The organism is Frigoribacterium sp. AC759 (assembly GCF_979256015.1).
In genome coordinates, this window is sequence record NZ_CEEDMT010000008.1 from 1 (window position 1) to 24,957 (window position 24,957).

Consider the following 24,957-nt stretch of genomic DNA (forward strand, 5'->3'; position numbering starts at 1 on the left):
CTCCCGCCCCGCTCCCCGTCCGTCCGCCTCCGGAGGAACCGCCTGATGATCAAGACCCTCCCCAAGCTCGCCGTCCCGGTCGGCATCGTCGGCATCGTGCTGCTGCTCGTGGTGCCGGTGCCGGCCCCGATGCTCGACGTGCTGATCATCCTCAACATCCTGCTGGCGCTGGTGATCCTGCTGACGACCCTGTTCGTCAAGAAGCCGCTCGACTTCTCGGTGTTCCCGTCGCTGCTGCTCGTGGCGACGCTGTTCCGGCTCGGTCTCAACGTGGCGTCGACGCGGCTCGTGCTCGGCGAGGGCTTCGCCGGCGAGGTGATCGAGGCCTTCGGTCACGTGGCGGTCAGCGGGTCGATCATCATCGGCTCGGTGATCTTCCTGATCCTCGTGGTCATCCAGTTCGTCGTCGTGACGAAGGGCGCCGAGCGCGTGGCCGAGGTCGGGGCGCGCTTCACCCTCGATGCGATGCCCGGCAAGCAGATGGCGATCGACGCCGATCTGAACGCGGGTCTGATCACCGACGAGGTCGCGAAGCAGCGCCGGGCCGACGTCAGCGCCGAGGCCGACTTCTACGGCGCGATGGACGGCGCGTCGAAGTTCGTCAAGGGCGACGCGATCGCCGGCATCATCATCATCATCATCAACCTGGTCGGCGGGGTCGCGATCGGCGCCCTGCAGAACGGGATGGAGATCGGCGAGGCCCTGAACCACTACGGTCTGCTGACGATCGGCGACGGTCTCGTGACGCAGATCCCGGCGCTGCTGATGGCCGTCTCGACCGGCATGATCGTCACGCGCTCGGGCGCCGACAGCGACATGGGCTCGCAGGCCGCGACCCAGCTCGGGCAGTCGCGCATCGCGATCGCGGTGGCCGGCGTCGCCGCGATCGGCATGGGGTTCATCCCGGGCATGCCGATCGTGCCGTTCCTGGTCGTCGGCGCGACGCTGCTGATCGTCGCCCAGCGGCTCGCGGCGAAGTCGAAGGCCGAGGAGGCGCGCGCGGCTCTCGAGAGCCGGCAGGCCGCCGTCGTCGCCCCCACCGACACCACCGACGACCTGCTCGAGCAGATGCGGGTGCACGCGCTCGAGATCCTCCTGGCACCCGACCTCGTCGACATGGTCGGCGGCTCGTCCGACGACCTCCTCGGCCGCGTCAAGGCGCTGCGTCGCAAGATCGCCGTCGACCTGGGCATCGTGGTGCCCCCGGTCCGCACGCGCGACAGCGTCGATCTGCCGCCGTCGACCTACTCGATCCGGATCGCCGGGGTCGAGGCCGGCCGCGGTCAGGCGCCCGCCCGGTCGGTGCTGGCCCTCGGCGAGCACCTCGACGCCCTGCCCGGCACGGCGACCGTCGAGCCGGTCTTCGGTCTGGCCGGCAAGTGGGTGCCCGCCGAGATGCGGCACAGCGCCGAGATGACCGGCGCGACCGTCATCGACCGGGTGTCGGTGCTCGTCACGCACCTGTCGTCGATCATCGCGGACGAGGCGGCGCGGCTGCTCAGCCGCGAGGACGTCCGGGTGCTCACCGAGGGCGTCAAGCAGATCAACCCCTCGGCGATCGACGACCTCGTACCCGGCATGCTCTCGCTGGCCGAGCTGCAGCGCGTGCTGCAGGGGCTCCTGGCCGAGAGGGTGCCGATCAACGACCTCGGGCGGATCTGCGAGGGGCTGACGCTGCGGGCGAAGGTGTCGACCGACCCCGAGGGGCTCGTCGAGGCGGCCCGCGCCTCCCTGGGGCCCGCCCTGGCGGCTCGTCATCTCGACGGGTCCGTGCTGCGGGTGATCATGATCGACCCGGGGCTCGAGCAGTCGATGCTCGAGGGGCTGCGGCCGTCCGACCAGGGCACGCAGATCCTGCTCGACGGGCACCGGGTCGAGCAGGTGCTCGGCTCGCTCCGCGACTCCGTGGCGGCGGTCGAGTCGCAGGGTCTGAGCGCGGTGCTGGTCTGCGCACCCGCCCTCCGCCCCGCGATCCACCGACTCGTCTCCGCGCAGCAGAACGGCCTGCCCGTGCTGTCGTACCAGGAGGCGACGGCGGCCGGATCGACCATCGAGACCGTGGGCGTCGTGCGCGCCAGCGATGCGATCGTGGCCTGAGATGGCTCCGACGCGAGTGGTGATGACGGGCGAGTCCCTCGACGAGCTGCGTCGGCGCGTGCGTGAGGCGCACGGCCCGGGCGCGCGGATCGTCGCGGCCCAGCGGGTGACCGTCGGGGGAGTGGGCGGGCTCTTCGCGCGCAAGCACTACGAGGCGACCGTCGACGTGCCCGACCCGTCGGCCGACCAGCCGTCGGCCCGCGTCACCATCACCCCGCCGGCGTCCCGGGCCGGCATCGCGGCGCTGCTGGCCGACGCCGACGCCGCCGACGGGTTCTCGCCCGGCGTGCCCGCCGCGCCCGCCCCGCCCGCCGCGCTCGGGTCCGCGCCCTCCTCGGCTCCGGCGGCCGATCCGTTCGACCAGGTGATGTCGGGCGCGCGGGTGCCCGGCGACAGCCCGCGACGTGCCGCCCGTGCCGCCGCCGCGTCCGCCACCGCCGCCGCGTCCGCCGCCGCACCTCGCGACGCGTCCCTAGGGGTGCAGCCGGCGACCCGCAGCGACGCGTTCGCCGAGATCATGGACGACCTCACCTTCAACGGCATCGCCCCGGCACCGCGCGAGCCGGTCGTCCCCGCCGAGGAGGCGCGGCCCGGCCCCCTGACGAACGCCGCGGAGTTCCTCGCCGCGGCCGCCGCCTCCTCGTCCCCCGCGCTCGTCGCGAGGTCCGAGATCGACGTGCCCGCGCCTCCTGCCGTCCTGACCGGTGCCGGCGACCTCGTGGTCGTCGTGGGGCGCCCCGGAGACGCGTTCCGGGTGGCGGCGCAGATGGCGTCGTCGTTCGGCTTGCGGTCGGTCGACGTCGACGACCGGCGGAGCGCCATCCTGGCCCGGGCCGAGGGGGTCAACGGCGGCACGGCCGTGGTCACCGCGCTCGCGTGGGACGCGTCGGCGGCGGAGGCCCTTCGCTCGATGTCCGCCGACCAGGTGTGGGTCGCGGTCGACGTCGGCCGCAAGCACGACGACACGGCCCGCTGGGTCGAGGAGGTGCGGGTCGTCTCCGAGGTCGCCGCCGCCGCGGTCGTGGGCGAGGCCGACACCGCCACGCCGGGCACGGTGCACCTGCTGGGCGTGCCCGTCGGGTGGCGCGAGTCCCTCTAGACCGATCGTTCGCGTCAGCCTGGGTAAGGTGGTCGGATGCTGGTGTTGACGCGCAAGGTCGGGGAGCGGATCCTCATCGGTGACGACATCGTCATCACCGTGCTCGACTCGCGCGGCGACGGTGTGCGCATCGGCATCGACGCTCCGCGCGGGGTGAAGATCCAGCGCGAGGAGGTCGTCAAGGCCGTCGCCGAGGCCAACGCCGAGGCCGCCGCGGCCCCCGCCGACGCCGAGGCCCGCCTCCGAGCCGCCCTCGGCGGCCCCGCCCCCCGCTGACCCGCGCCGCTCCTCCTCCGACCGCGGCTACCGCGCCCCGAACACGCTCCGCGACGATCTGGCCGCCTGGCGTCGCAATGCCTCACGCATGTAATGTGAACCGGGTGTCGGCAGATGGCGAGAGGTGACTCATGGTCGAAGACGACGTCAGGCCCCGAGATCCGGTTCGAGACGAGAGCGCGCCGATCGGGCCGGGGCTCGTGCCAGGCATCGTGGCCAGCTCGGCTCGAGGTCTCGCATGACCCGCATCGATCTGCGAGATGTCGTCGTGACGCATCCCGACCGGCGACGACCGCCGATCCTCGCCGGGATCGACCTGACCGTCCTGCCCGGGGAGTTCGTCGCCCTCGAGGGGGCGTCGGGCGCCGGCAAGACGACCCTGCTGGCCTGCCTCGCCGGTCTCGATCGGCCGTCCCGGGGCCTCGTCGCCCTCGACGGAGTCGATCTCCGGTCGCTCTCACCTCGTCGTCTGGCCGCCCTGCGTTCCCATGGCGTCGGCCTCGTCCTGCAGCGCGACAACGTCCTCTCGGCTCTGTCCGCCGCCGAGAACGTCGGCCTCCCCGCGCGCATCCGGGGTCGACCGCTTCCCGACACGCAGGTGCTCGAAGCGCTCCAGGCGGTGGGTCTGGCCGACCGGGCCGAGGCTCGTCCGGCTCAGCTCTCCGGTGGAGAGCGTCAGCGGGTCGCCGTCGCGCGATGTCTCGCCTCCCGGGTGCCGCTGATCCTCGCCGACGAGCCGACGGAGGCGCTCGACCGACACGGCGCCGGCATCGTCGTCGATCTGCTCCGGCATCAGGCCGAGCGGGGGTGCACGGTCGTCATGGTGACGCACGACGCCGACGCGGCGGCCAGGGCCCATCGTCGGGTGCTGCTCGAGCGCGGGATGATCAGGAGCGACCGCAGGTGAGGCTGGTCGGGCTCGTCCATCGAGCCTCGTCCTCGCGGGCGGCCCTCTGGGCGGAGGTCATGGTCTCGTGCGCGTCCGTCCTCGCTCTCGCCCTCATCGTCTCCGCGCACCTGGCGGCAGTCGCCAGCGTGCCGTCTGCCGCCGACGAGTCGGCGGACGCGACTGCGACGGCGCTCACCTTCGCGGTCGTCACGGCTGCTGCGGTCGTCAGCGCCACCGTCCGGGCCGTCCACGACGCTCGGCGTCCGGTCCTGCTGGCCCTGATCAGTCTCGGTGCCGACCCCGCAGCCGTGACCGTCGCCTGTGCGCTGCGTTCGGTTCTGCTCGCCGCCGGCGGGGCCCTCATCGCCGGAGTGCTCATGATCCCGATCGTCGTCTCATCGGGACTCGACACCTCCGTGCGACTGCTCGACAGGGCCGCCCAGACCGTCCAGCCGCCCGTCGGTCAATCAGCCACCACGGTCGCGATGGCGTCTCTGGCGGTCATGTCGATGTTCTGCCTCTCCGCCTTCGCCGCGGCCATCCCCTCGCGACGGAGGCTGCCGGCCGCGGCGCTCCGCGAGACGAGTCGTCGCGCGTTCCCGTCCTCGGCATTCCGCGTGGCCGCGTCGCTCGTCGTCCTGGTCTCGGTGATCGGTCCCGTGGTGGCCCTCGCCCTCCTGTCTCCGGCGCTCCCACGGCTCGTCCGAGCGCTGAGCCCGGCCCTCTCGCCAGAGGAGCTGCGGGGCGTCGAGAGGCTGGTCGAGATGTCCGAGGGGTCGTGGGCGATGGCGTTCATGGTGGCCTCGACGCTGGCCGTGGTCGTGACCCTCGCGATGCTCGCTCCGGTCGTCGGAGTGGCATTGGTCCGGGCTGCCGCGGCCCTCGCCCCCCTGCGAGGCGTGGTCTGGTATCTCGCCCGCCGCATCGCAGTCGAACGAGTCGCCGTCACGTCCGCGTCCGCCTCCGCCACCGTCATCCTGGTCGGGCTGGTGGCTCTGACCCAGGCCACCTTCGACCTCGCCGCCATGACCGGCTTCGAACTGCAGACCACCGTCGCGGAGCAGTGGCTCGAAGTCGCCTGGAGCCTCGGCCCTGCGGTGGTGATCGCTCTCAGCGGGGGTGTCGCGGCGATGCTCGTCGCGTCCAGACAGGACTCGAGCGACTGGATCGCGCTCGCAGGGATGGGTCTGTCGCGGCGTTCCGCGCGACTCGTGCCTCTGGCTCAGGCGTCTCTGCAGACCTGCGCCGCCGGGGTGCCCCCTGTGGCGCTGGCCCTGCTGGCTCTCGGTGCCGCCCTCGGTCTCGCCGAGGTGACCGGGTCGACGGTCGTCGTCTCCGCGCCCGACCTCCGCCCCGCGGCGGCGGCTGTCCTGGTCTGCCTCGTCGTCGACGTCTCGGTGTCGATCCGGCGACTCCCCGACGCCCTGGGGCGGGGAGGGAGGGCCGGGGGGCGGCTCCTCCTGTGATCGCGGCTACCGCGCCCCGAACACGCTCCGCGACGGCTCGGGCGACGGCACGGCGGTGGCGTCGGTGACGACCGGCGCTCCGGCGATGAAGTCGCGCAGCTCACGACCGTGCACGACCTTGGCTGGCAGCGGGTCCGACGAGTAGAGCCGGGGCATGCGGTCGGTGGGCAGCGGCGACGGCGAGCCGATGAGCACGACGTTGCCGAACCTCCTGCCCTTCAGGGTGGCGGGGTCCGCGACGGCCGCGACGTGCTCGAAGACCGTCGTCAGGGTCGACGCCTGCCCCCGGGCGAAGGCCAGGCCGGCGCCGTCGGCGGAGTTGACGATGAGCATGCCGGTCGGCGACAGGAACTCCGCCGCAGCCGTGTAGAACTCGAGCGAGGTCACGTGCGCGGGGATCTGCGACCCGCCGAACACGTCGACCACGAGCAGATCCACCGTGCCCCGCAGCCCGGCCGGCAGCTTCACCATGACCTCGCGGGCGTCGCCGTAGCGGACCCGGATGGAGGCGCCCCGCGGGAAGGGCAGTCGCTCCCGTACCAGCGCCACGAGATCCGCCTCGAGCTCGATGACCTGCTGGCGCGACCCGGGGCGGGTGGCCTCGACGTAGCGGGGCAGGGTCAGGGCGCCGGCGCCGAGGTGCAGAGCCGTCACGGGGCCCTCGGGGAGCAGATCGATGGCGTGGCCGATGCGGTGCACGTACTCGAAGGCGAGGTGGGTCGGGTCGTCGAGGTCGACGTGCGACTGCGGCGTCCCGTCGACGATCAGCGTGTAGGCGCCGGGGCGGTGGCGGTCCTCGTCGATGCGCGCGAGACCCGCGCCGATCGAGATCTCGGCGGGGGGTTCGTCGTGCTGTGCGGCCATGGGGTCAACCCTGGCACGGGTTATACCGAATCCGGCACAGAAGGTCAACGACAGGGCTTGCCAGGCGTGTCCGCAGCGACCTAGTATGGACCTTTGCGCTCCCCGTGCGTCGACTCGTCATATTCCGGTCGGCGACGCACCTCCGAGTTCAGGCCCCCGAATATCGCGGCGGGGGCGTCCTCGGCTTCGACCTCCGGCCATGCGCCGCGGGGCCGACGTCCCCCGGGAGGGCCGTTCACCACTCACCATACTGTCCGACAGTGATGACCCGACGGGGTCCACGGAGGTAACTTCCTTGGCTGCTGCGAACACCGCAAACACCAACTCACCCAAGAACGGCCGAGGCGCATCGCGACTCTCGTTCGCCAAGATCACCGACACGCTGACGGTCCCCGACCTTCTGGCGCTGCAGACGGAGAGCTTCGACTGGCTCGTCGGCAACGACATCTGGAAGGAGCGCCTCGCCGAGGCGACCGAGCAGGGTCGCACCGACCTCGCCCTCCACTCCGGCCTGGAGGAGATCTTCGAGGAGATCTCCCCGATCGAGGACCTCGGCGAGACGATGCAGCTGTCGTTCACCGCTCCCGAGCTCGAAGAGCCGAAGTACACCATCGACGAGTGCAAAGAGCGCGGCAAGACCTACGCCGCACCGCTGTACGTCAACGCCGAGTTCATGAACCACCTCACCGGTGAGATCAAGACGCAGACGGTCTTCATGGGCGACTTCCCGCTGATGACCGAGCGCGGAACCTTCATCATCAACGGCACCGAACGTGTCGTCGTGTCGCAGCTCGTCCGCAGCCCGGGCGTGTACTTCGAGCGCGCCTCCGACAAGACCTCCGACAAAGACATCTACTCGGCTCGCGTCATCCCGAGCCGTGGTGCCTGGCTCGAGTTCGAGATCGACAAGCGCGACCAGGTCGGCGTCCGCATCGACCGCAAGCGCAAGCAGAGCGTCACCGTCTTCCTCAAGGCCCTCGGTCTGACGAGCGAAGAGATCACCGAGAAGTTCAAGGGCTTCGCCTCCATCGAGGCGACCCTCGAGAAGGACGCCATCCTCACCAAGGAGGAGGCGCTCAAAGACATCTACCGCAAGCTGCGTCCCGGCGAGCAGGTCGCTGCCGAGGCCGCGCGTGCGCTGCTCGACAACTTCTACTTCAACCCGAAGCGCTACGACCTGGCGAAGGTCGGTCGTTACAAGATCAACCGCAAGCTCGGCATCGACGCGCCCCTGGTCGACTCGGTCCTGACCGTCGACGACATCGTCGCGACGATCAAGTACCTGGTGTCGCTGCACGCCGAGCAGAAGACGATGGACGGAGTCCGCGAGGGCGAGTCCGTCGAGCTGCGTCTCGACGTCGACGACATCGACCACTTCGGCAACCGTCGCATCCGCGCGGTCGGCGAGCTGATCCAGAACCAGGTCCGCACCGGTCTGTCGCGCATGGAGCGCGTCGTCCGCGAGCGCATGACCACTCAAGACATCGAGGCGATCACGCCGCAGACCCTGATCAACGTGCGCCCCGTCGTCGCCGCGATCAAGGAGTTCTTCGGGACGTCGCAGCTGTCGCAGTTCATGGACCAGAACAACCCGCTGTCGGGTCTGACCCACAAGCGCCGCCTGTCCGCTCTCGGACCGGGTGGTCTGTCGCGTGAGCGCGCCGGCGTCGAGGTCCGAGACGTCCACCCCTCGCACTACGGCCGCATGTGCCCGATCGAGACCCCGGAAGGCCCGAACATCGGTCTGATCGGCTCGCTCGCGTCGTTCGCCCGCATCAACTCCTTCGGGTTCATCGAGACCCCGTACCGTCGCGTCGTCAAGGGCAACGTGTCCACGACGATCGACTACCTGACCGCGTCCGAAGAAGACGAGTACGTCGTCGCGCAGGCCAACGCGCCCCTCGACGACAAGTTCGACTTCGTCGACGACAAGGTCCTGGTCCGCAAGAAGGGCGGAGAGGTCGAGCTCGTCGGCAAGGACGAGGTCGACTACATGGACGTCTCGCCGCGCCAGATGGTCTCGGTCGCCACGTCGCTCATCCCGTTCCTCGAGCACGACGATGCGAACCGCGCCCTCATGGGTGCCAACATGCAGCGTCAGGCCGTCCCGCTGGTCCGCAGCGAGAGCCCGCTCGTCGGCACCGGCATGGAGGGCTACACGGCCATCGACGCCGGTGACGTGGTCACCGCCGACGCCGCCGGCGTGGTCGCCGAGGTCTCGGCCGACGTCGTCACCGTCCAGCTCGACGCCGGTGGAACCCAGGAGTACTACCTCCGCAAGTTCGACCGCTCGAACCAGGGCGCCAGCTACAACCACCGTGTGATCGTCGACGCCGGTCAGCGCATCGAGGTCGGCGAGGTCATCGCCGACGGACCCGCCACCGAGAACGGCGAGCTCGCACTCGGCAAGAACCTGCTCGTCGCGTTCATGCCCTGGGAGGGCTACAACTACGAGGACGCGATGATCCTGTCGCAGAACCTCATCAAGGACGACACGCTCTCCTCGATCCACATCGAGGAGTACGAGGTCGACGCCCGCGACACGAAGCTCGGCAAGGAGGAGATCACCCGTGACCTCCCCAACGTCAGCCCGGATCTGCTGGCCGACCTCGACGAGCGCGGCATCATCCGCATCGGCGCCGAGGTCCGCCCCGGCGACATCCTCGTCGGCAAGGTCACGCCCAAGGGCGAGACCGAGCTCAGCGCCGAAGAGCGTCTGCTGCGCGCGATCTTCAACGAGAAGAGCCGCGAGGTCCGCGACACGTCCCTGAAGGTGCCTCACGGCGAGCAGGGGACCGTCATCGGCGTCAAGGTCTTCGACTCGCAAGACGGAGACGACGAGCTCGGCTCGGGTGTCAACCAGCGCGTCGTGGTGTTCATCGCTCAGAAGCGCAAGATCACCGCGGGTGACAAGCTCGCCGGTCGTCACGGCAACAAGGGCGTCATCTCGACGATCCTCCCCGTCGAAGACATGCCCTTCCTCGCCGACGGAACCCCCGTCGACATCATCCTGAACCCGCTGGGCGTCCCCGGTCGAATGAACTTCGGCCAGGTGCTCGAGATCCACCTCGGGTGGATCGCGGCGCAGGGCTGGAACGTCGAGGGCATCCAGGAGTGGGCGAAGAACCTGCCCCCCGAGGCGCTCAGCGCCGCTCCCGGCACGAAGGTCGCCACTCCGGTGTTCGACGGTGCCGCCGAGCGCGAGATCGAGGGTCTGCTCGACTCGACCCTCCCGACCCGCGACGGGGAGCGCCTCATCGGTTCGTCCGGTAAGGCCCGCCTCTTCGACGGTCGCTCGGGTGAGCCGTTCCCGAACCCGATCTCGGTCGGCTACATGTACATCCTCAAGCTGCACCACCTCGTCGATGACAAGATCCACGCTCGCTCGACGGGTCCGTACTCGATGATCACGCAGCAGCCGCTGGGTGGTAAGGCGCAGTTCGGTGGTCAGCGATTCGGTGAGATGGAGGTCTGGGCCCTCGAGGCCTACGGCGCCGCATACGCGCTGCAGGAGCTCCTGACCATCAAGTCCGACGACATCCTCGGCCGCGTCAAGGTCTACGAGGCGATCGTCAAGGGTGAGAACATCCAGGAGCCCGGCATCCCCGAGAGCTTCAAGGTCCTCATCAAAGAGATGCAGTCGCTCTGCCTGAACGTCGAGGTCCTCTCGGCCGACGGCCAGACGGTCAGCCTGCGCGACACGGACGACGAGGTCTTCCGTGCCGCCGAAGAGCTGGGCATCAACATCTCTTCCCGCTTCGAGTCGTCGAACGTCGACGAGATCTAAGCCCTCCCCAGACGACGTCGACACTTTTTTCACAAAGGGATAAACATTGATCGAAGCAACAACTTTCGACGAGCTGCGGATCGGCCTCGCAACGGCCGACAACATCCGCGCTTGGTCGCACGGTGAGGTCAAGAAGCCGGAGACCATCAACTACCGCACGCTGAAGCCCGAGAAGGACGGCCTCTTCGGAGAGCAGATCTTCGGGCCCTCGCGCGACTGGGAGTGCGCCTGCGGCAAGTACAAGCGAGTCCGATTCAAGGGCATCGTCTGCGAGCGCTGCGGCGTCGAGGTCACGAAGTCGTCGGTGCGCCGTGAGCGCATGGGCCACATCGAGCTCGCCGCTCCCGTCACGCACATCTGGTACTTCAAGGGCGTCCCCTCGCGCCTCGGCTACCTGCTCGACATGGCGCCGAAGGACCTCGAGAAGGTCATCTACTTCGCCGCCTACATGGTCATCTCGATCGACGAGGAGGGCCGTCACGCCGACATGCCCGGACTCGAGAACGAGCTCCGCCTCGAGATCAAGCAGCTCGAGTCGCAGCGCGACACGCGCATCGCCGACCGTCTGCAGAAGCTCGAGGACGACCTCGCCGCTCTTGAAGAAGAGGGTGCGAAGAGCGACCAGAAGCGCCGCGCGAAGGACGGCGCCGAGAAGGAGATGTCGCAGACGCGCAAGTCGTTCGACGAGGACATCAACCGCCTCGAGCGCGTCTGGGAGGACTTCCGGTCGCTGAAGGTCGGCGACCTCAAGCCGGAGGACGCCGTCTTCCACGAGCTCCAGGACCGCTTCGGCATCTACTTCGAGGCCCACATGGGCGCCGAGGCGATCAAGAAGCGCCTCGAGGGCTTCGACCTCACCACCGAGGCCGAGAACCTGCACCTGCAGATCTCCGAGGGCAAGGGTCAGAAGAAGATCCGCGCGATCAAGCGCCTGCGCGTCGTCAGCTCCTTCCTCGCCACGGGCAACTCGCCCGCAGCGATGGTGCTCGACGTGGTGCCGGTCATCCCGCCGGAGCTCCGCCCGATGGTCCAGCTCGACGGTGGCCGTTTCGCGACGTCCGACCTGAACGACCTGTACCGCCGCGTCATCAACCGCAACAACCGCCTCCGTCGTCTGCTCGATCTCGGTGCCCCCGAGATCATCGTCAACAACGAGAAGCGGATGCTGCAGGAGGCCGTCGACGCACTGTTCGACAACGGCCGTCGTGGTCGTCCCGTCACGGGTACCGGCAACCGCGCCCTGAAGTCCCTGAGCGACATGCTCAAGGGAAAGCAGGGTCGCTTCCGCCAGAACCTGCTGGGCAAGCGCGTCGACTACTCGGGTCGTTCGGTCATCATCGTCGGCCCGACGCTCAAGCTGCACCAGTGCGGTCTGCCCAAGCAGATGGCTCTCGAGCTCTTCAAGCCCTTCGTCATCAAGCGCCTGATCGACCTGAGCCACGCTCAGAACATCAAGTCGGCGAAGCGCATGGTCGAGCGTTCGCGTCCGCAGGTCTGGGACGTCCTCGAAGAGATCATCCGCGAGCGTCCCGTGCTGCTGAACCGTGCGCCCACGCTGCACCGTCTCGGCATCCAGGCGTTCGAGCCCCAGCTCGTCGAGGGCAAGGCCATCCAGCTGCACCCGCTCGTCTGCGCGGCGTTCAACGCCGACTTCGACGGCGACCAGATGGCCGTCCACCTGCCGCTGTCCGTCGAGGCCCAGGCCGAGGCGCGCATCCTGATGCTCGCGTCGAACAACATCCTGAAGCCGTCCGACGGCCGTCCGGTGACCCTGCCCGCACAGGACATGATCATCGGTCTGCACTACCTGACGACGGTCACCCCCGGCGCCACCGGTGAGGGCCGCTCGTTCTCGTCGGTGTCCGAGGCGATCATGGCCATGGACCAGGGGTCGCTCGACCTCAACGCCATGGTCAAGATCCGCATGAACGGCGTGCACTTCGCCGAGGGCGAGGCGCCCGAGGGCTACGAGGTCGGTCAGGACATCCTGCTCGAGACGACGCTGGGCCGCGCTCGCTTCAACGAGAACCTCCCCGCCGACTACCCCTTCGTGCAGGAGGTCGCCGACAAGGGCATGCTCTCGACCATCGTCAACGACCTGGCCGAGCGGTACCCGAAGGTCGCGGTCGCCGCGGCGCTCGACAACATCAAGGACGCCGGCTTCTACTGGGCCTCGCGCTCCGGTGTGACCGTCGCCCTGTCCGACGTGCTGACGCCGCCGCGCAAGCCCGAGATCGTCGCGGGCTACGAGAAGCAGGCCGCAGCGGTCCAGTCGGAGTTCGACAAGGGTCTGATCTCGGACGCCGAGCGTCGTGCCGACCTGATCAAGATCTGGACGGAGGCCACGAACGAGGTCGCCGCCGAGATGCGGGCGAACTTCCCGATCGACAACACCATCAACCGCATGGTGACGTCGGGTGCTCGTGGTAACTGGCTGCAGGTGCGCAACATCGCCGGCATGCGAGGCCTGGTGAACAACCCGAAGGGCGACATCATCCCCCGCCCGATCATCTCGTCGTACCGCGAGGGTCTGTCGGTGGCCGAGTACTTCATCGCGACGCACGGTGCCCGCAAGGGTCTGGCCGACACGGCCCTCCGTACGGCCGACTCGGGGTACCTGACCCGTCGACTCGTCGACGTGTCACAGGACGTCATCATCCGTGAAGACGACTGCGGCACCTCGCGAGGCCTCGAGATGCCGATCGCCGCACCCGACGCCGACGGCGTCATGGTGCGCGACGCGACCGTCGAGAACACCGTGTTCGCACGGTCTCTCGCCGCGGCCGCGGTCGACGCCAAGGGCACGGTGCTGGCCGAGGCCGGCGCCGACGTCGGAGACGTGCTGATCGACGAGCTCGTGGCGGCCGGTGTCGAGACCATCAAGGTCCGCTCCGTCCTCACCTGCGAGGCCGCCGTCGGTGTCTGCGCCCAGTGCTACGGCCGTTCGCTGGCCACGGGCAACCTCGTCGACATCGGAGAGGCCGTCGGCATCATCGCGGCCCAGTCGATCGGCGAGCCCGGCACGCAGCTCACGATGCGCACCTTCCACACCGGTGGTTCGGCTTCGGCCGACGACATCACGCAGGGTCTTCCCCGCGTGACGGAGCTGTTCGAGGCGCGTACCCCCAAGGGTGCGTCCCCGATCGCCGACGGTGCCGGTCGCATCACCATCGAGGACACCGACAAGGCTCGCCGCGTCATCCTCAACCTCGACAACGGAGACGAGCCGGTCATCTACCCGGTGCTCAAGCGCTCGACCCTCCTCGTCGAAGACGGTCAGCACGTCGAGCTCGGCGCGCAGATCATCGCGGGCGCCGTCGACCCCAAGGAGGTCCTGCGAGTCAAGGGCGTCCGTGCGGTTCAGCAGCACCTCGTGGGCGGCGTGCAAGACGTCTACCGCTCGCAGGGTGTGCCGATCCACGACAAGCACATCGAGGTCATCGTCCGTCAGATGCTCCGCAAGGTCACCGTCGTCGACCACGCCGACACCGATCTCCTCCCCGGAGAGCTCGTCGACCGGTCGAAGTACAACGAGATCAACCGTGCTGCGCTGACCGAGGGCAAGCGGACCGCGTCCGCTCGTCAAGAGGTCATGGGCATCACCAAGGCCTCGCTGGCGACCGAGTCGTGGCTGTCGGCCGCGTCCTTCCAGGAGACGACCCGCGTGCTCACGCAGGCCGCGATGGAAGGCAAGAGCGACCCGCTGGTCGGTCTGAAGGAGAACGTGATCATCGGAAAGCTGATCCCCGCGGGCACCGGTCTGTCGCGTTACCGCGACGTCTCGGTCGAGGCGACGGAAGAGGCGAAGGCCGAGCGGTACCCCAACCGCGTGTTCACGGACGACGCGTCGTTCAACGAGGCTGACCTCAGCTTCGTCGACTTCGACTCGTTCTCGTCGGACGACTTCACGCCCGGCACCTACAACTGATCCGCGGAGGTGCGGTGAGGGTCAGTCCCGCACCGCGCCTCCTCGAATCGACACAGGGCCCCGGCCCACGCCTCGTGCGTGGACCGGGGCCCTCCGTCGTCCCCGCCTCACTCCGGCGGGTGACCGTTACCGGGCGATAGGGTCGGCGGCGTGCGCTACGAACGGCAGCTGTCAGACACGGTCCACCTGAGGGAGGCGCGGGTCGACGACGCCGCGTCCCTCGCCGCCGCCTACGACCGCAACAGGGCGCACCTCGCCCCCTGGGATCCCGAGCGCACGCCCTCCTTCTTCACCGAGCACGGTCAGTGCAGCGTCCTGGCCGGTCGGCTCGCGTCCTCGGCGGCGGGGGAGGGGCAGTCGTTCCTCCTGATCGAGGGCGACGAGGTCGTCGGCGGCATCTCGCTCAACCAGATCGTCCGCGGCCCCGTGCAGCGGGCGACGGTCGGCTACTGGCTCGACCACGAGCACGTCGGTCGGGGGCTGGCGACGGCCGCCGTCGGAGCCGTCGTCGACTTCGCGACCGTGACCCTGCGTCTGCACCGCCTCGAGGCGGGAGCGCTGCCCCGCAACGCCGCGTCACGGGCCGTGCTGACCCGCTCGGGCTTCGTCGAGTACGGCTATGCGGCGAGCTACCTGCGCATCGCGGGCGTGTGGGAGGACCACGTGCTGTACCACCGCCTCCTCGGCTCGGCGTAGCCTCGACGACATGAATCGCGCCGTCTACGCGGTGATGGGCACCGTCCTCTTCGCGGCGCTGATCATCACCACCGCCGCGTTCGAGAGCGTGCTCCTCGACCGCGACGTCATCGCCGAACCCGACGCCGGCACCCTCCTCGGCCCCGCGATGTTCGCGGTGGCGGTGCTGATCGTGCTGCTGTCGCTCCTGCGGTCCGCCGCCCTGGCCGACGCCGTCGACGGGGCCGCGCCGACCATGCGCGGCGCGTTCCCCGCCCAGCCGGCCGACGATCCCGCCCGGCGAGTTGCGACCCGGCCGGCGCTCGATCCCGACGACGAGCTCCGTCCGCGGCACGCTCCGCTGCTGCCGGCCGCGATCACGACCGCTGCGCTCGTCTATCTCGCGATGCTGCTCGTCGGGTCGGTCTGGTACGGGCTGGTCAGAGACGACCTGTTCTGGGCGACGCTCTTCGCCGGGCGGTACGCGCTGTCGCCGCTCGTGCTCGGCTCCGCGCTGTGGGCGGGTCTCGTCGTGGCGGGCACCGTCGCCGTCTCGCGCGTCGCACCCGGGACGTAGGTCGTCTGGAGCTGCCCCGCGGCCGGTCCTGCTGCCGGCCGACATTTGATTAACCCCCCGGGTCGAAGCTATGCTCTAGCGGGTGTGCGTTTAACCGCGCCCACACCGATTACCCCTCGGCGTCGCCGTCGAGTCGGGTAGCGACCGTCTCGGTCTCCGAGACGAGGATTCCGGCGATTCCGCCGGACAGAGCACAGCGATGCGAGAGCAGCGCGACTCGACCGGGTCGTCAGACCGGGCCGAGATCGAACGAGGAGAACCAGTGCCAACTATTCAGCAGCTGGTCCGCAAGGGACGCACGCCGAAGGTCGTCAAGACCAAGGCCCCCGCCCTGCGGTCCAACCCCCAGCAGCGTGGCGTGTGCACGCGTGTGTACACCACCACCCCCAAGAAGCCGAACTCCGCGCTCCGCAAGGTCGCTCGTGTGAAGCTCTCGAACGGCACCGAGGTCACCGCCTACATCCCCGGCGAGGGCCACAACCTGCAAGAGCACTCGATGGTGCTCGTCCGCGGCGGTCGTGTCAAAGACCTCCCCGGTGTGCGCTACAAGATCGTCCGTGGCGCCCTCGACACCCAGGCCGTGAAGAACCGCAAGCAGGCTCGCAGCCTCTACGGTGCGAAGAAGGACAAGAAGTAATGCCTCGTAAAGGACCCGCGCCCAAGCGCCCTGTCGTCGCCGACCCGGTCTACGGTGCGCCGATCGTCAGCCAGCTCGTCAACAAGATCCTCCTCGACGGCAAGAAGGGGCTCGCCGAGCGCATCGTCTACGGTGCTCTCGCCGGCGTCTCCGCCAAGAACGACCAAGACGCGGTCGCCACGCTGAAGAAGGCGCTCGACAACGTGCGCCCGACTCTCGAGGTCCGTTCGCGTCGCGTCGGCGGTTCGACCTACCAGGTCCCCGTCGAGGTCAAGCCCCACCGCGCCAACACCCTGGCTCTCCGCTGGCTCACCAGCTACGCCAAGGCTCGTCGCGAGAAGACCATGACCGAGCGTCTCATGAACGAGATCCTCGACGCCTCGAACGGTCTCGGCGCCGCTGTCAAGCGTCGCGAAGACACGCACAAGATGGCCGAGTCGAACAAGGCCTTCGCGCACTACCGCTGGTAACCGGCCGAGGAGGCGCGGTGTGCGCATCCCGCGCACCGCACCTCCTCGTCCCCCCACTCCCCACCTATCCCTTCGGAGGAACCCGTGGCACAAGATGTGCTCACCGACCTGAACAAGGTCCGCAACATCGGCATCATGGCTCACATCGATGCTGGCAAGACGACGACCACCGAGCGCATCCTGTACTACACGGGCATCACCCACAAGATCGGTGAGGTCCACGACGGTGCGGCCACGATGGACTGGATGGCGCAGGAGCAAGAGCGCGGCATCACCATCACCTCGGCTGCGACGACGTGCTTCTGGAACAAGAACCAGATCAACATCATCGACACCCCCGGTCACGTCGACTTCACGGTCGAGGTCGAGCGCTCGCTCCGCGTCCTCGACGGCGCCGTCGCCGTCTTCGACGGCAAGGAGGGCGTCGAGCCCCAGTCCGAGACCGTCTGGCGTCAGGCCGACAAGTACGACGTGCCCCGCATCTGCTTCGTCAACAAGATGGACAAGCTCGGCGCCGACTTCTACTTCACGGTCGACACGATCATCAACCGCCTCGGCGCCAAGCCGCTGGTCATGCAGCTCCCGATCGGTGCCGAGAGCTCCTTCGAGGGCGTCGTCGACCTGGTCGAGATGCGCGCCCTCACGTGGCGCGGTGACGCCAAGGGTGACGTCGAGCTGGGTGCCAAGTACGAGATCGAAGAGATCCCCGAAGACCTGAAGGAGAAGGCCGCGGAGTACCGCGCCAAGCTCCTCGAGACGGTCGCCGAGTCGGACGACGCGCTGCTCGAGAAGTACTTCGGTGGCGAAGAGCTCACGATCGCCGAGATCAAGGCCGCCGTCCGCAAGATGACGGTCAACTCCGAGCTGTACCCGATCTTCTGCGGCTCCGCCTTCAAGAACCGCGGCGTCCAGCCGATGCTCGACGCGGTCATCGACTACCTCCCCTCGCCGCTCGATGTGCCTCCCATGGAGGGCCACGACGTCCGCGACGCCGAGAAGGTCATCATCCGCAAGCCCGAGTCGTCGGAGCCCTTCTCGGCTCTCGCCTTCAAGGTCGCGGTGCACCCGTTCTTCGGTCGTCTGACCTACGTGCGCGTCTACTCGGGTTCGATCGAGTCCGGCGCCCAGGTCATCAACTCGACCAAAGACAAGAAGGAGCGCATCGGCAAGATCTTCCAGATGCACTCCAACAAGGAGAACCCGGTCGAGAGCGTGACCGCCGGCCACATCTACGCGGTCATCGGTCTGAAGTTCACCACGACCGGCGACACCCTGTGCGACCCGTCCGAGCAGATCGTGCTCGAGTCGATGACGTTCCCCGAGCCCGTCATCGAGGTCGCCATCGAGCCGAAGACGAAGGCCGACCAGGAGAAGCTCTCGCTGGCCATCCAGAAGCTCGCCGAAGAGGACCCGACGTTCCGCGTCGAGCTCAACGTCGAGACCGGTCAGACGGTCATCAAGGGCATGGGCGAGCTCCACCTCGACATCCTCGTCGACCGCATGAAGCGCGAGTTCAACGTCGAGGCGAACGTGGGCAAGCCCCAGGTCGCCTACCGCGAGACCCTCAAGAAGGGCATCGAGCGGTACGACTACACGCACAAGAAGCAGACCGGTGGTTCGGGTCAGTTCGCGAAGATCCAGATCGCGCTCGAGCCCTACGAGGTCACCGCCGAGTCGACCTACGAGTTCGTCAACAAGGTCACCGGTGGTCGCGTGCCGCGCGAGTACATCCCCTCGGTCGACGCCGGCATCCAGGACGCCATGCAGGTGGGTGTCCTCGCGGGCTACCCGACCGTGGGTGTCCGGGCGCTGCTGCTCGACGGTGCGGCGCACGACGTCGACTCGTCCGAGATGGCCTTCAAGATCGCCGGGTCGATCGCCTACAAAGAGGCGGCTCGCAAGGCCCAGCCCGTTCTCCTCGAACCGCTCATGGCGGTCGAGGTCCGTACGCCCGAAGAGTATATGGGCGACGTCATCGGCGACCTCAGCTCGCGACGCGGGCAGATCTCGTCGATGGAAGACGCCAGTGGTGTGAAGGTCGTTCGGGCCAGCGTGCCGCTGTCGGAGATGTTCGGATACGTCGGTGACCTGCGGTCGAAGACCTCGGGTCGTGCCGTCTACTCGATGACGTTCGAGTCCTATCAGGAGGTCCCCTCGGCGGTCGCCGAGGAGATCATCCAGAAGAACAAGGGCGAATAGTCCCGAACCACGCGGCCGAACCTCGACCGCGTAACATGTACACACACCAATCCGCAGTGTCCGGTAGGCCGGGTCATCGACCCGGCCCCCGGCTCCACTGCAACCGAGTCCTGAGGAGGACCCACAGTGGCTAAGGCCAAGTTCGAGCGGACCAAGCCGCACGTCAACATCGGAACCATCGGTCACGTCGACCACGGCAAGACCACGCTCACCGCGGCGATCACCAAGGTGCTGCACGACAAGTACCCCAACCTCAACGAGGCGTCGGCGTTCGACCAGATCGACAACGCGCCCGAAGAGAAGCAGCGCGGCATCACGATCAACATCTCGCACGTCGAGTACCAGACCGAGAAGCGCCACTACGCTCACGTCGATGCACCCGGCCACGCCGACTACATCAAGAACATGATCACCGGTGCGGCTCAGATGGACGGCGCGATCCTCGTGGTCGCCGCCACCGACGGCCCGATGCCCCAGACGCGTGAGCACGTCCTGCTCGCCCGTCAGGTCGGCGTGCCCTACATCGTCGTGGCCCTGAACAAGTCCGACATGGTCGACGACGAGGAGATCCTCGAGCTCGTCGAGATCGAGGTGCGCGAGCTCCTCTCCAGCCAGGACTTCGACGGCGACAACGCTCCCGTCGTGCAGGTCTCCGCTCTCAAGGCCCTCGAGGGCGACGAGAAGTGGGCCGCCACGGTCGCCGACCTGATGGACCAGGTCGACGAGAACGTGCCGGAGCCCGTCCGTGCGACGGACCAGCCCTTCCTCATGCCCGTCGAGGACGTCTTCACGATCACCGGTCGTGGAACCGTCATCACCGGTCGTGTCGAGCGAGGCATCCTGAAGCCGAACGACGAGGTCGAGATCGTCGGCATCAAGGAGAAGTCCTCCAAGACCACCGTCACCGCCATCGAGATGTTCCGCAAGACCCTCGAAGACGCACGCGCCGGTGAGAACGTCGGACTCCTGCTCCGTGGCACGAAGCGTGAAGACGTCGAGCGCGGCCAGGTCGTCGTCAAGCCCGGCTCGATCACGCCCCACACCGAGTTCGAGGCGAACGTCTACATCCTCTCGAAGGACGAGGGCGGCCGTCACAACCCGTTCTACGCGAACTACCGCCCGCAGTTCTACTTCCGCACCACCGACGTCACGGGTGTCATCACGCTGCCCGAGGGCACCGAGATGGTCATGCCCGGCGACACGACTGAGATCACCGTTCAGCTGATCCAGCCGATCGCCATGGAAGAGGGCCTCCGCTTCGCCATCCGCGAGGGTGGTCGCACGGTGGGTGCCGGTACCGTCACCAAGATCGTCAAGTAAGTACTGGTCCTCCAGCACTGCTGATCTCGAGAGAGGTCGGACCCTTCGGGGTCCGGCCTCTTTCTCGTCTCCGGGTACACGATGGACTCGAGCCGGACCGACCGGCACGGACGGGAGATCCCCATGGCAGGCTTCGACGACATCAGCAAGAAGGCCCAGGCCTTCCTGAAAGACGGCAAGGTCCAGGAGGCGCTGAAGAGCGAGAAGGCGGAGGGCGTCAGCGACTCCGTGCTCGACGCCGTCGCCAAGGCGGCCGACAAGGCCACCGGCGGCAAGCACTCAGACAAGATCGAGCAGGCACGGCGGCAGGCCGACGAGAAGCTCGGCGACCGCTGACGGTGTCATGAACGACGGGCGGCCAAGGATCACCCCGGGTCGCCCGTCGGGTGTTTACTCGACGGATGCCGCGCCTCCGCCGAACCGATGCCACGCGACCCGGCATCTCGCGCAGGCGGGCCGGCTCCGGGTTCTCCTACCGCGACGAGAACGGGGCGCTCGTGACCGACCCCGGGCTGAGGGCTCGGATCGACCATCTCGGCATCCCACCCGCCTGGACCGACGTCTGGATCGCGCCCTATCCGAACGGCCACGTGCAGGCGACGGGTGTGGACGCCGCCGGGCGTCGGCAGTACGTCTACCACCCCACCTGGCGTGAGCAGAAGGACCGCCTCAAGTTCGATCGCGCGATGGCTCTCGCAGAATCGCTGCCGGCGGCCCGCGGGCGCGTCACCCGGCATCTGCGACTCGCCGAGCCCGTGCGTGAGCGCGCTCTGGCGACCGGCTTCCGCATGCTCGACACCGGCTCCCTCCGGGTCGGGTCCGAACGCTACGCCGAGCAGCACGGCAGTCATGGGCTGTCGACGCTGCTCTGCGCTCACGTGTCGGTCTCGGGCGACGCGGTGTCGCTGGCGTTCCCCGCCAAGAGCGGTCAGGCGTGGGAGTCGTCGATCCGCGACGCGGACCTCGCCTCCGTCGTCCGCGGGCTCAAGAGCCGTGGCCCCCGGGCGCGCCTCCTGGCCTGGCGTCCTGCGGCCGGCGACCCGTGGCGCCCGCTGCACGCGGTCGAGATCAACGACTACGTCCGAGAGCAGACCGGGGGAGACTTCACGGCGAAGGACTTCCGCACGCTGCACGGCACGGTGGCGGCAGCGGTCGGTCTCGCGAAGGCGGGCCCGCAGCAGACCCCCACGAGGAGGCGCAAGGCCGTCTCGCAGGCCATCGCGGCGGCCGCTGAGGTGCTCGGCAACACCCCCTCCGTCGCCCGGGCGTCGTACGTCGACCCGCGTCTGATCGACGCCTACGAGCACGGGGAGACCATCGATCCGGCTCGCATCGCCGCCGCCGAGTCGGAGGTCAGGGCGCTCCTCTACCGGTGAAGCCGCCCCGAGCGTTCGCCAGCGCTCGGCTCCATGACGTACCGTTGAGGGTTGCGTCGGATCGAGTCCGGCGCCCGAGAGGAAATACTGCAGTGATGGACGAGTGCATCCACGGTTTCGAGAGAGAGCTGTGCGACATCTGCGCGCCTCGCCGACGCGAGCCCCAGGTCGACGCCGACGGTCAGGTCAAGACCCTCGTGCCCAAGCGGCGTGCCGCCTCCCGGAAGCCCGAGTCGCTCCGCAGCACCCCCGCACTTCCTCGAGACATGGCGGCGTCCGCCGTGGCCGCTCAGGCGGCCCAGACGCCCGTCCCCGTGTTCTCCCAGCAGCGCGTCTACCACTGGACCCACGTCTCCAACCTGCCCGGCATCCTCGAGTCCGGCGAGATCCGTGCCGGCGCCACGCCGGTGCTCGACGTCAGCTCCGAGGCCACCCGTGCGCTCCGCGCCTCGGTGACCGCCGCCTCCGGCGCCCCGCTCGCCGACCACGTCCCGTTCTCGCTCTCGCCCCACGCCACCGCCTGGGACACCGTGCGCTCCGGTGCCGAGGGCTACGAGTGGTCCGACGCCGCCCGCACGGCGAAGGCCACGGACTTCGTCATGCTCGTCGTCCCGATCTCGGCCCTGGGCGACGACTTCGTCGTGACCGAGGGTGACGCTGCGGTCCAGGGCGTGCGCGCCGGTGTGGGCGTCGACGACGCCGCGGGCATGGTGCGCCGGTTCTCGCTCGCCGACCCCGACCTGCTCGAGCCCGAGGTGCTCGTCCCGTCGCGTGTCGCCTTCGACGCCGTCACCCTCGTGGGCGTGCCGAACGACAAGGTCCGCGACGCCGTCAAGAACCTGGTGGCCGACGCCGGCGGGCACGCCCCGCGCATCTCGGTCTACCCGCCCTGGTTCCGACCCTCGCCCGTCGAGCAGGTCTGATCCACGAGGGGCCGCGTCCGCCCAGGAGGCGCGCGCGGCCCCTCCTCGAAATCCGCGACACGCCCGGGTTGCAGCAAATGCAGGCGTGTGGCAAAATCGTCTAGTTCCACACTTCGGGTTGCGCCACGGGCGCCACCACGGATCACTGCCAGGCAGTGCACAGACGTATCGCGTCTGGGCCGCGGGTAGCAGGACGCATCTCACAATCGAATCCCTTGCGACGCCCGCCCTCCGGGGTGCGGCAGGCGGGGCGATGACCACGATGACTGCCCTCCCCGGGTCTTCTCCGCGGCCATCGGCCGGGTTCCGAGATGGATTGACACAAGAACAGCGGTACGCGAGAGACACGTAGTGCCAGATGTTTGCCCAGCAAACAGCGTCAGGCGGCCTTCGAGGTGCGCGACGTCCGAACGAGAGAGAGTCACACATGGCGGGACAGAAGATCCGCATCCGACTTAAGTCGTATGACCACGAGGTCATCGACTCCTCCGCGCGCAAGATCGTCGACACGGTCACCCGCGCGGGCGCTACGGTGGTCGGCCCCGTGCCGCTGCCGACCGAGAAGAACGTGGTCGTCGTGATCCGTTCGCCCCACAAGTACAAGGACTCGCGCGAGCACTTCGAGAAGCGCACGCACAAGCGCCTCATCGACATCGTCGACCCGACGCCGAAGGCCGTCGACTCGCTCATGCGTCTCGACCTCCCCGCCGACGTCAACATCGAGATCAAGCTGTAGGGGGCGACCATGACCATCAGCACCACGAAGAACGTCAAGGGCCTGCTCGGCAAGAAGCTCGGCATGACCCAGGTCTGGGACGAGAACAACAAGCTCATCCCCGTCACCGTCGTCGAGATCGCTCCGAACGTCGTGATCCAGGTCCGCTCGCTCGAGAAGGACGGCTACACGGCCGTCCAGATCGCCGCCGGTCAGATCGACCCCCGCAAGGCCACCAAGCCGGCCGTCGGTCACTTCGACGCCGCCGGTGTCACGCCCCGCCGCCACCTCACCGAGGTCCGCACCGCCGACGCCGCCGAGTACGCACTCGGCCAGGAGCTCACGGTCGACACCTTCGAGGCCGGCCAGAAGGTCGACGTCGTCGGCACCTCCAAGGGCAAGGGCTTCGCCGGTGTCATGAAGCGTCACAACTTCAAGGGCGTCGGCGCCTCGCACGGTGCCCACCGCAACCACCGCAAGCCCGGTTCGATCGGTGCTTCGTCGACCCCCAGCCGTGTCTTCAAGGGCATGCGCATGGCCGGTCGCATGGGTGGCGACCGGGTCACCATCCTGAACCTCACGGTGCACGCCGTCGACGCCGAGAAGGGTCTGCTGCTCGTCAAGGGCGCCGTCCCCGGTGCTCGCGGCCGCATCGTTTTCGTCCGTACCGCCGTGAAGGGGAAGTAGCTCATGGCCACCACTACCGCATCGGCCGCCTCGGTCGACGTCCTCGACGCCACCGGCTCGAAGACCGGCACCGTCGAGCTGCCCGTCGAGCTCTTCGACGTCGTCACCAACGTCCCGCTGATCCACCAGGTCGTCGTCGCCCAGCAGGCCGCCGCCCGTCAGGGAACCCACAAGACCAAGCGTCGTGGCGAGGTCTCCGGCGCCGGTCGCAAGCCGTTCAAGCAGAAGGGAACCGGTCGCGCTCGTCAGGGCTCGATCCGCGCCCCCCAGATGACCGGCGGTGGCATCGTCCACGGGCCGCAGCCGCGTGACTACGCGCAGCGCACGCCCAAGAAGATGATCGCCGCAGCCCTCCTCGGCGCCCTGTCCGACCGTGCACGCGGTGCCCGCGTCCACGTCGTCGAGAGCTTCGTCGCCGACTCGATCAGCACCAAGGTCGCGCTCGACCTCCTCGCGTCCGTCGCGTCGAGCAAGCACGTCCTGATCGTCGTCGACCGCGACGACGAGCTGACCCGCAAGAGCGTTCGCAACGTGACCACGGTCCACGTGATCACGTACGACCAGCTCAACGCCTACGACGTGCTCGTCAGCGACGACATCGTCTTCACGAAGAGCGCCTTCGACGGCTTCGTCGCCTCGAAGACCAAGAAGGAGGCCTCCGCATGAGCGGCTACGGCAAGGACCCTCGCGACGTCATCATCTCGCCCGTCGTCTCCGAGAAGAGCTACTCCCTGATCGATCAGGGCAAGTACACCTTCATCGTCGACCCGCGGTCGAACAAGACCGAGATCAAGCTCGCCATCGAGAAGATCTTCGACGTCAAGGTCGACAGCATCAACACGCTCAACCGGACGGGCAAGACCCGTCGCACCCGTTTCGGCACCGGCAAGCGTAAAGACACCAAGCGCGCCATCGTGACGCTCAAGTCCGGTTCCATCGACATCTTCACGGCTGTCGGCTAGGGAGCAGAGG

Annotated in this window: 21 protein-coding genes; 20 read left to right on the forward strand and 1 reads right to left on the reverse strand. The window is 68.5% G+C overall.

Annotated elements, in window-relative coordinates:
- The first annotated feature begins 45 nt into the window (after positions 1-45).
- The 5 genes from ACZ6JE_RS08150 (at position 46) to ACZ6JE_RS08170 (ending at position 5,827) form a co-directional block, all read left to right on the forward strand.
- Positions 46-2,097 (forward strand): flagellar biosynthesis protein FlhA, encoded by a 2,052-nt coding sequence (locus tag ACZ6JE_RS08150; RefSeq protein WP_192061019.1) that lies wholly within the window; start codon positions 46-48, stop codon positions 2,095-2,097.
- Between the two features lies 1 nt (position 2,098).
- Positions 2,099-3,196 carry a hypothetical protein gene (locus ACZ6JE_RS08155; RefSeq protein ID WP_464318663.1) on the forward strand — a complete coding sequence of 366 codons (1,098 nt, stop codon included), beginning with the start codon at positions 2,099-2,101 and terminating at the stop codon, positions 3,194-3,196.
- A 36-nt stretch (positions 3,197-3,232) separates the two neighbouring features.
- Positions 3,233-3,472: a carbon storage regulator CsrA gene (gene csrA, locus ACZ6JE_RS08160; protein ID WP_192061021.1), complete on the forward strand. Its 240-nt coding sequence runs from the start codon at positions 3,233-3,235 to the stop codon at positions 3,470-3,472.
- A 238-nt stretch (positions 3,473-3,710) separates the two neighbouring features.
- Positions 3,711-4,379, forward strand: coding sequence for an ABC transporter ATP-binding protein (locus ACZ6JE_RS08165; protein ID WP_464318664.1), 669 nt, complete (start codon positions 3,711-3,713; stop codon positions 4,377-4,379).
- Positions 4,376-5,827: a hypothetical protein gene (locus tag ACZ6JE_RS08170; RefSeq protein WP_192061023.1), complete on the forward strand. Its 1,452-nt coding sequence runs from the start codon at positions 4,376-4,378 to the stop codon at positions 5,825-5,827. The genes ACZ6JE_RS08165 and ACZ6JE_RS08170 overlap by 4 nt, the downstream gene beginning before the upstream one ends.
- 6 nt (positions 5,828-5,833) lie before the next feature.
- On the opposite strand, the gene ACZ6JE_RS08175 is transcribed toward ACZ6JE_RS08170, so the two are convergent.
- On the reverse strand, positions 5,834-6,691 hold the full coding sequence (locus ACZ6JE_RS08175) for a spermidine synthase (RefSeq protein ID WP_464318665.1): 858 nt from the start codon (positions 6,689-6,691) through the stop codon (positions 5,834-5,836).
- 295 nt (positions 6,692-6,986) lie between these two features.
- Between ACZ6JE_RS08175 and rpoB the strand changes: the two genes are divergently transcribed.
- From rpoB to rplW, 15 genes are all read left to right on the forward strand, one after another.
- The gene (rpoB, locus tag ACZ6JE_RS08180; protein WP_192061025.1) at positions 6,987-10,478 is read left to right on the forward strand and encodes a DNA-directed RNA polymerase subunit beta; all 3,492 of its coding nucleotides are present in this window, start codon (positions 6,987-6,989) and stop codon (positions 10,476-10,478) included.
- 46 nt (positions 10,479-10,524) lie between these two features.
- Positions 10,525-14,406 carry a DNA-directed RNA polymerase subunit beta' gene (locus ACZ6JE_RS08185; RefSeq protein WP_192061026.1) on the forward strand — a complete coding sequence of 1,294 codons (3,882 nt, stop codon included), beginning with the start codon at positions 10,525-10,527 and terminating at the stop codon, positions 14,404-14,406.
- Positions 14,407-14,556: 150 nt separating this feature from the next.
- The gene (locus ACZ6JE_RS08190) at positions 14,557-15,102 is read left to right on the forward strand and encodes a GNAT family N-acetyltransferase (protein ID WP_464318666.1); all 546 of its coding nucleotides are present in this window, start codon (positions 14,557-14,559) and stop codon (positions 15,100-15,102) included.
- 10 nt (positions 15,103-15,112) lie between these two features.
- Positions 15,113-15,658, forward strand: a complete 546-nt coding sequence (locus ACZ6JE_RS08195; protein WP_464318667.1) for a DUF6121 family protein — start codon at positions 15,113-15,115, stop codon at positions 15,656-15,658.
- Positions 15,659-15,920: 262 nt separating this feature from the next.
- The gene (gene rpsL, locus ACZ6JE_RS08200; protein WP_043593380.1) at positions 15,921-16,295 is read left to right on the forward strand and encodes a 30S ribosomal protein S12; all 375 of its coding nucleotides are present in this window, start codon (positions 15,921-15,923) and stop codon (positions 16,293-16,295) included.
- Positions 16,295-16,765: a 30S ribosomal protein S7 gene (rpsG, locus tag ACZ6JE_RS08205; protein ID WP_055799861.1), complete on the forward strand. Its 471-nt coding sequence runs from the start codon at positions 16,295-16,297 to the stop codon at positions 16,763-16,765. The genes rpsL and rpsG overlap by 1 nt, the downstream gene beginning before the upstream one ends.
- An 84-nt stretch (positions 16,766-16,849) precedes the next feature.
- On the forward strand, positions 16,850-18,964 hold the full coding sequence (gene fusA / locus ACZ6JE_RS08210) for an elongation factor G (RefSeq protein ID WP_192061029.1): 2,115 nt from the start codon (positions 16,850-16,852) through the stop codon (positions 18,962-18,964).
- Between the two features lie 126 nt (positions 18,965-19,090).
- The gene (tuf, locus tag ACZ6JE_RS08215; RefSeq protein ID WP_192061030.1) at positions 19,091-20,284 is read left to right on the forward strand and encodes an elongation factor Tu; all 1,194 of its coding nucleotides are present in this window, start codon (positions 19,091-19,093) and stop codon (positions 20,282-20,284) included.
- 123 nt (positions 20,285-20,407) lie between these two features.
- Positions 20,408-20,620: an Rv0909 family putative TA system antitoxin gene (locus ACZ6JE_RS08220; protein WP_192061031.1), complete on the forward strand. Its 213-nt coding sequence runs from the start codon at positions 20,408-20,410 to the stop codon at positions 20,618-20,620.
- 65 nt (positions 20,621-20,685) lie between these two features.
- On the forward strand, positions 20,686-21,660 hold the full coding sequence (locus ACZ6JE_RS08225; RefSeq protein ID WP_192061032.1) for a DNA topoisomerase IB: 975 nt from the start codon (positions 20,686-20,688) through the stop codon (positions 21,658-21,660).
- 95 nt (positions 21,661-21,755) lie between these two features.
- Positions 21,756-22,583 carry a DarT ssDNA thymidine ADP-ribosyltransferase family protein gene (locus tag ACZ6JE_RS08230; RefSeq protein WP_206758087.1) on the forward strand — a complete coding sequence of 276 codons (828 nt, stop codon included), beginning with the start codon at positions 21,756-21,758 and terminating at the stop codon, positions 22,581-22,583.
- 427 nt (positions 22,584-23,010) lie between these two features.
- Complete coding sequence (gene rpsJ, locus ACZ6JE_RS08235) at positions 23,011-23,319, forward strand: 30S ribosomal protein S10 (RefSeq protein ID WP_056259724.1); 309 nt, start codon at positions 23,011-23,013, stop codon at positions 23,317-23,319.
- A gap of 15 nt (positions 23,320-23,334) precedes the next feature.
- Entirely contained in the window at positions 23,335-23,985 is a 651-nt protein-coding gene (gene rplC, locus ACZ6JE_RS08240) for a 50S ribosomal protein L3 (protein ID WP_464318708.1), read from the forward strand.
- A gap of 3 nt (positions 23,986-23,988) precedes the next feature.
- The gene (gene rplD / locus ACZ6JE_RS08245; RefSeq protein WP_192061034.1) at positions 23,989-24,651 is read left to right on the forward strand and encodes a 50S ribosomal protein L4; all 663 of its coding nucleotides are present in this window, start codon (positions 23,989-23,991) and stop codon (positions 24,649-24,651) included.
- Positions 24,648-24,947, forward strand: a complete 300-nt coding sequence (gene rplW / locus ACZ6JE_RS08250) for a 50S ribosomal protein L23 (protein ID WP_055799883.1) — start codon at positions 24,648-24,650, stop codon at positions 24,945-24,947. Before rplD ends, rplW begins: the two co-directional genes overlap by 4 nt.
- Positions 24,948-24,957 lie beyond the last annotated feature (10 nt).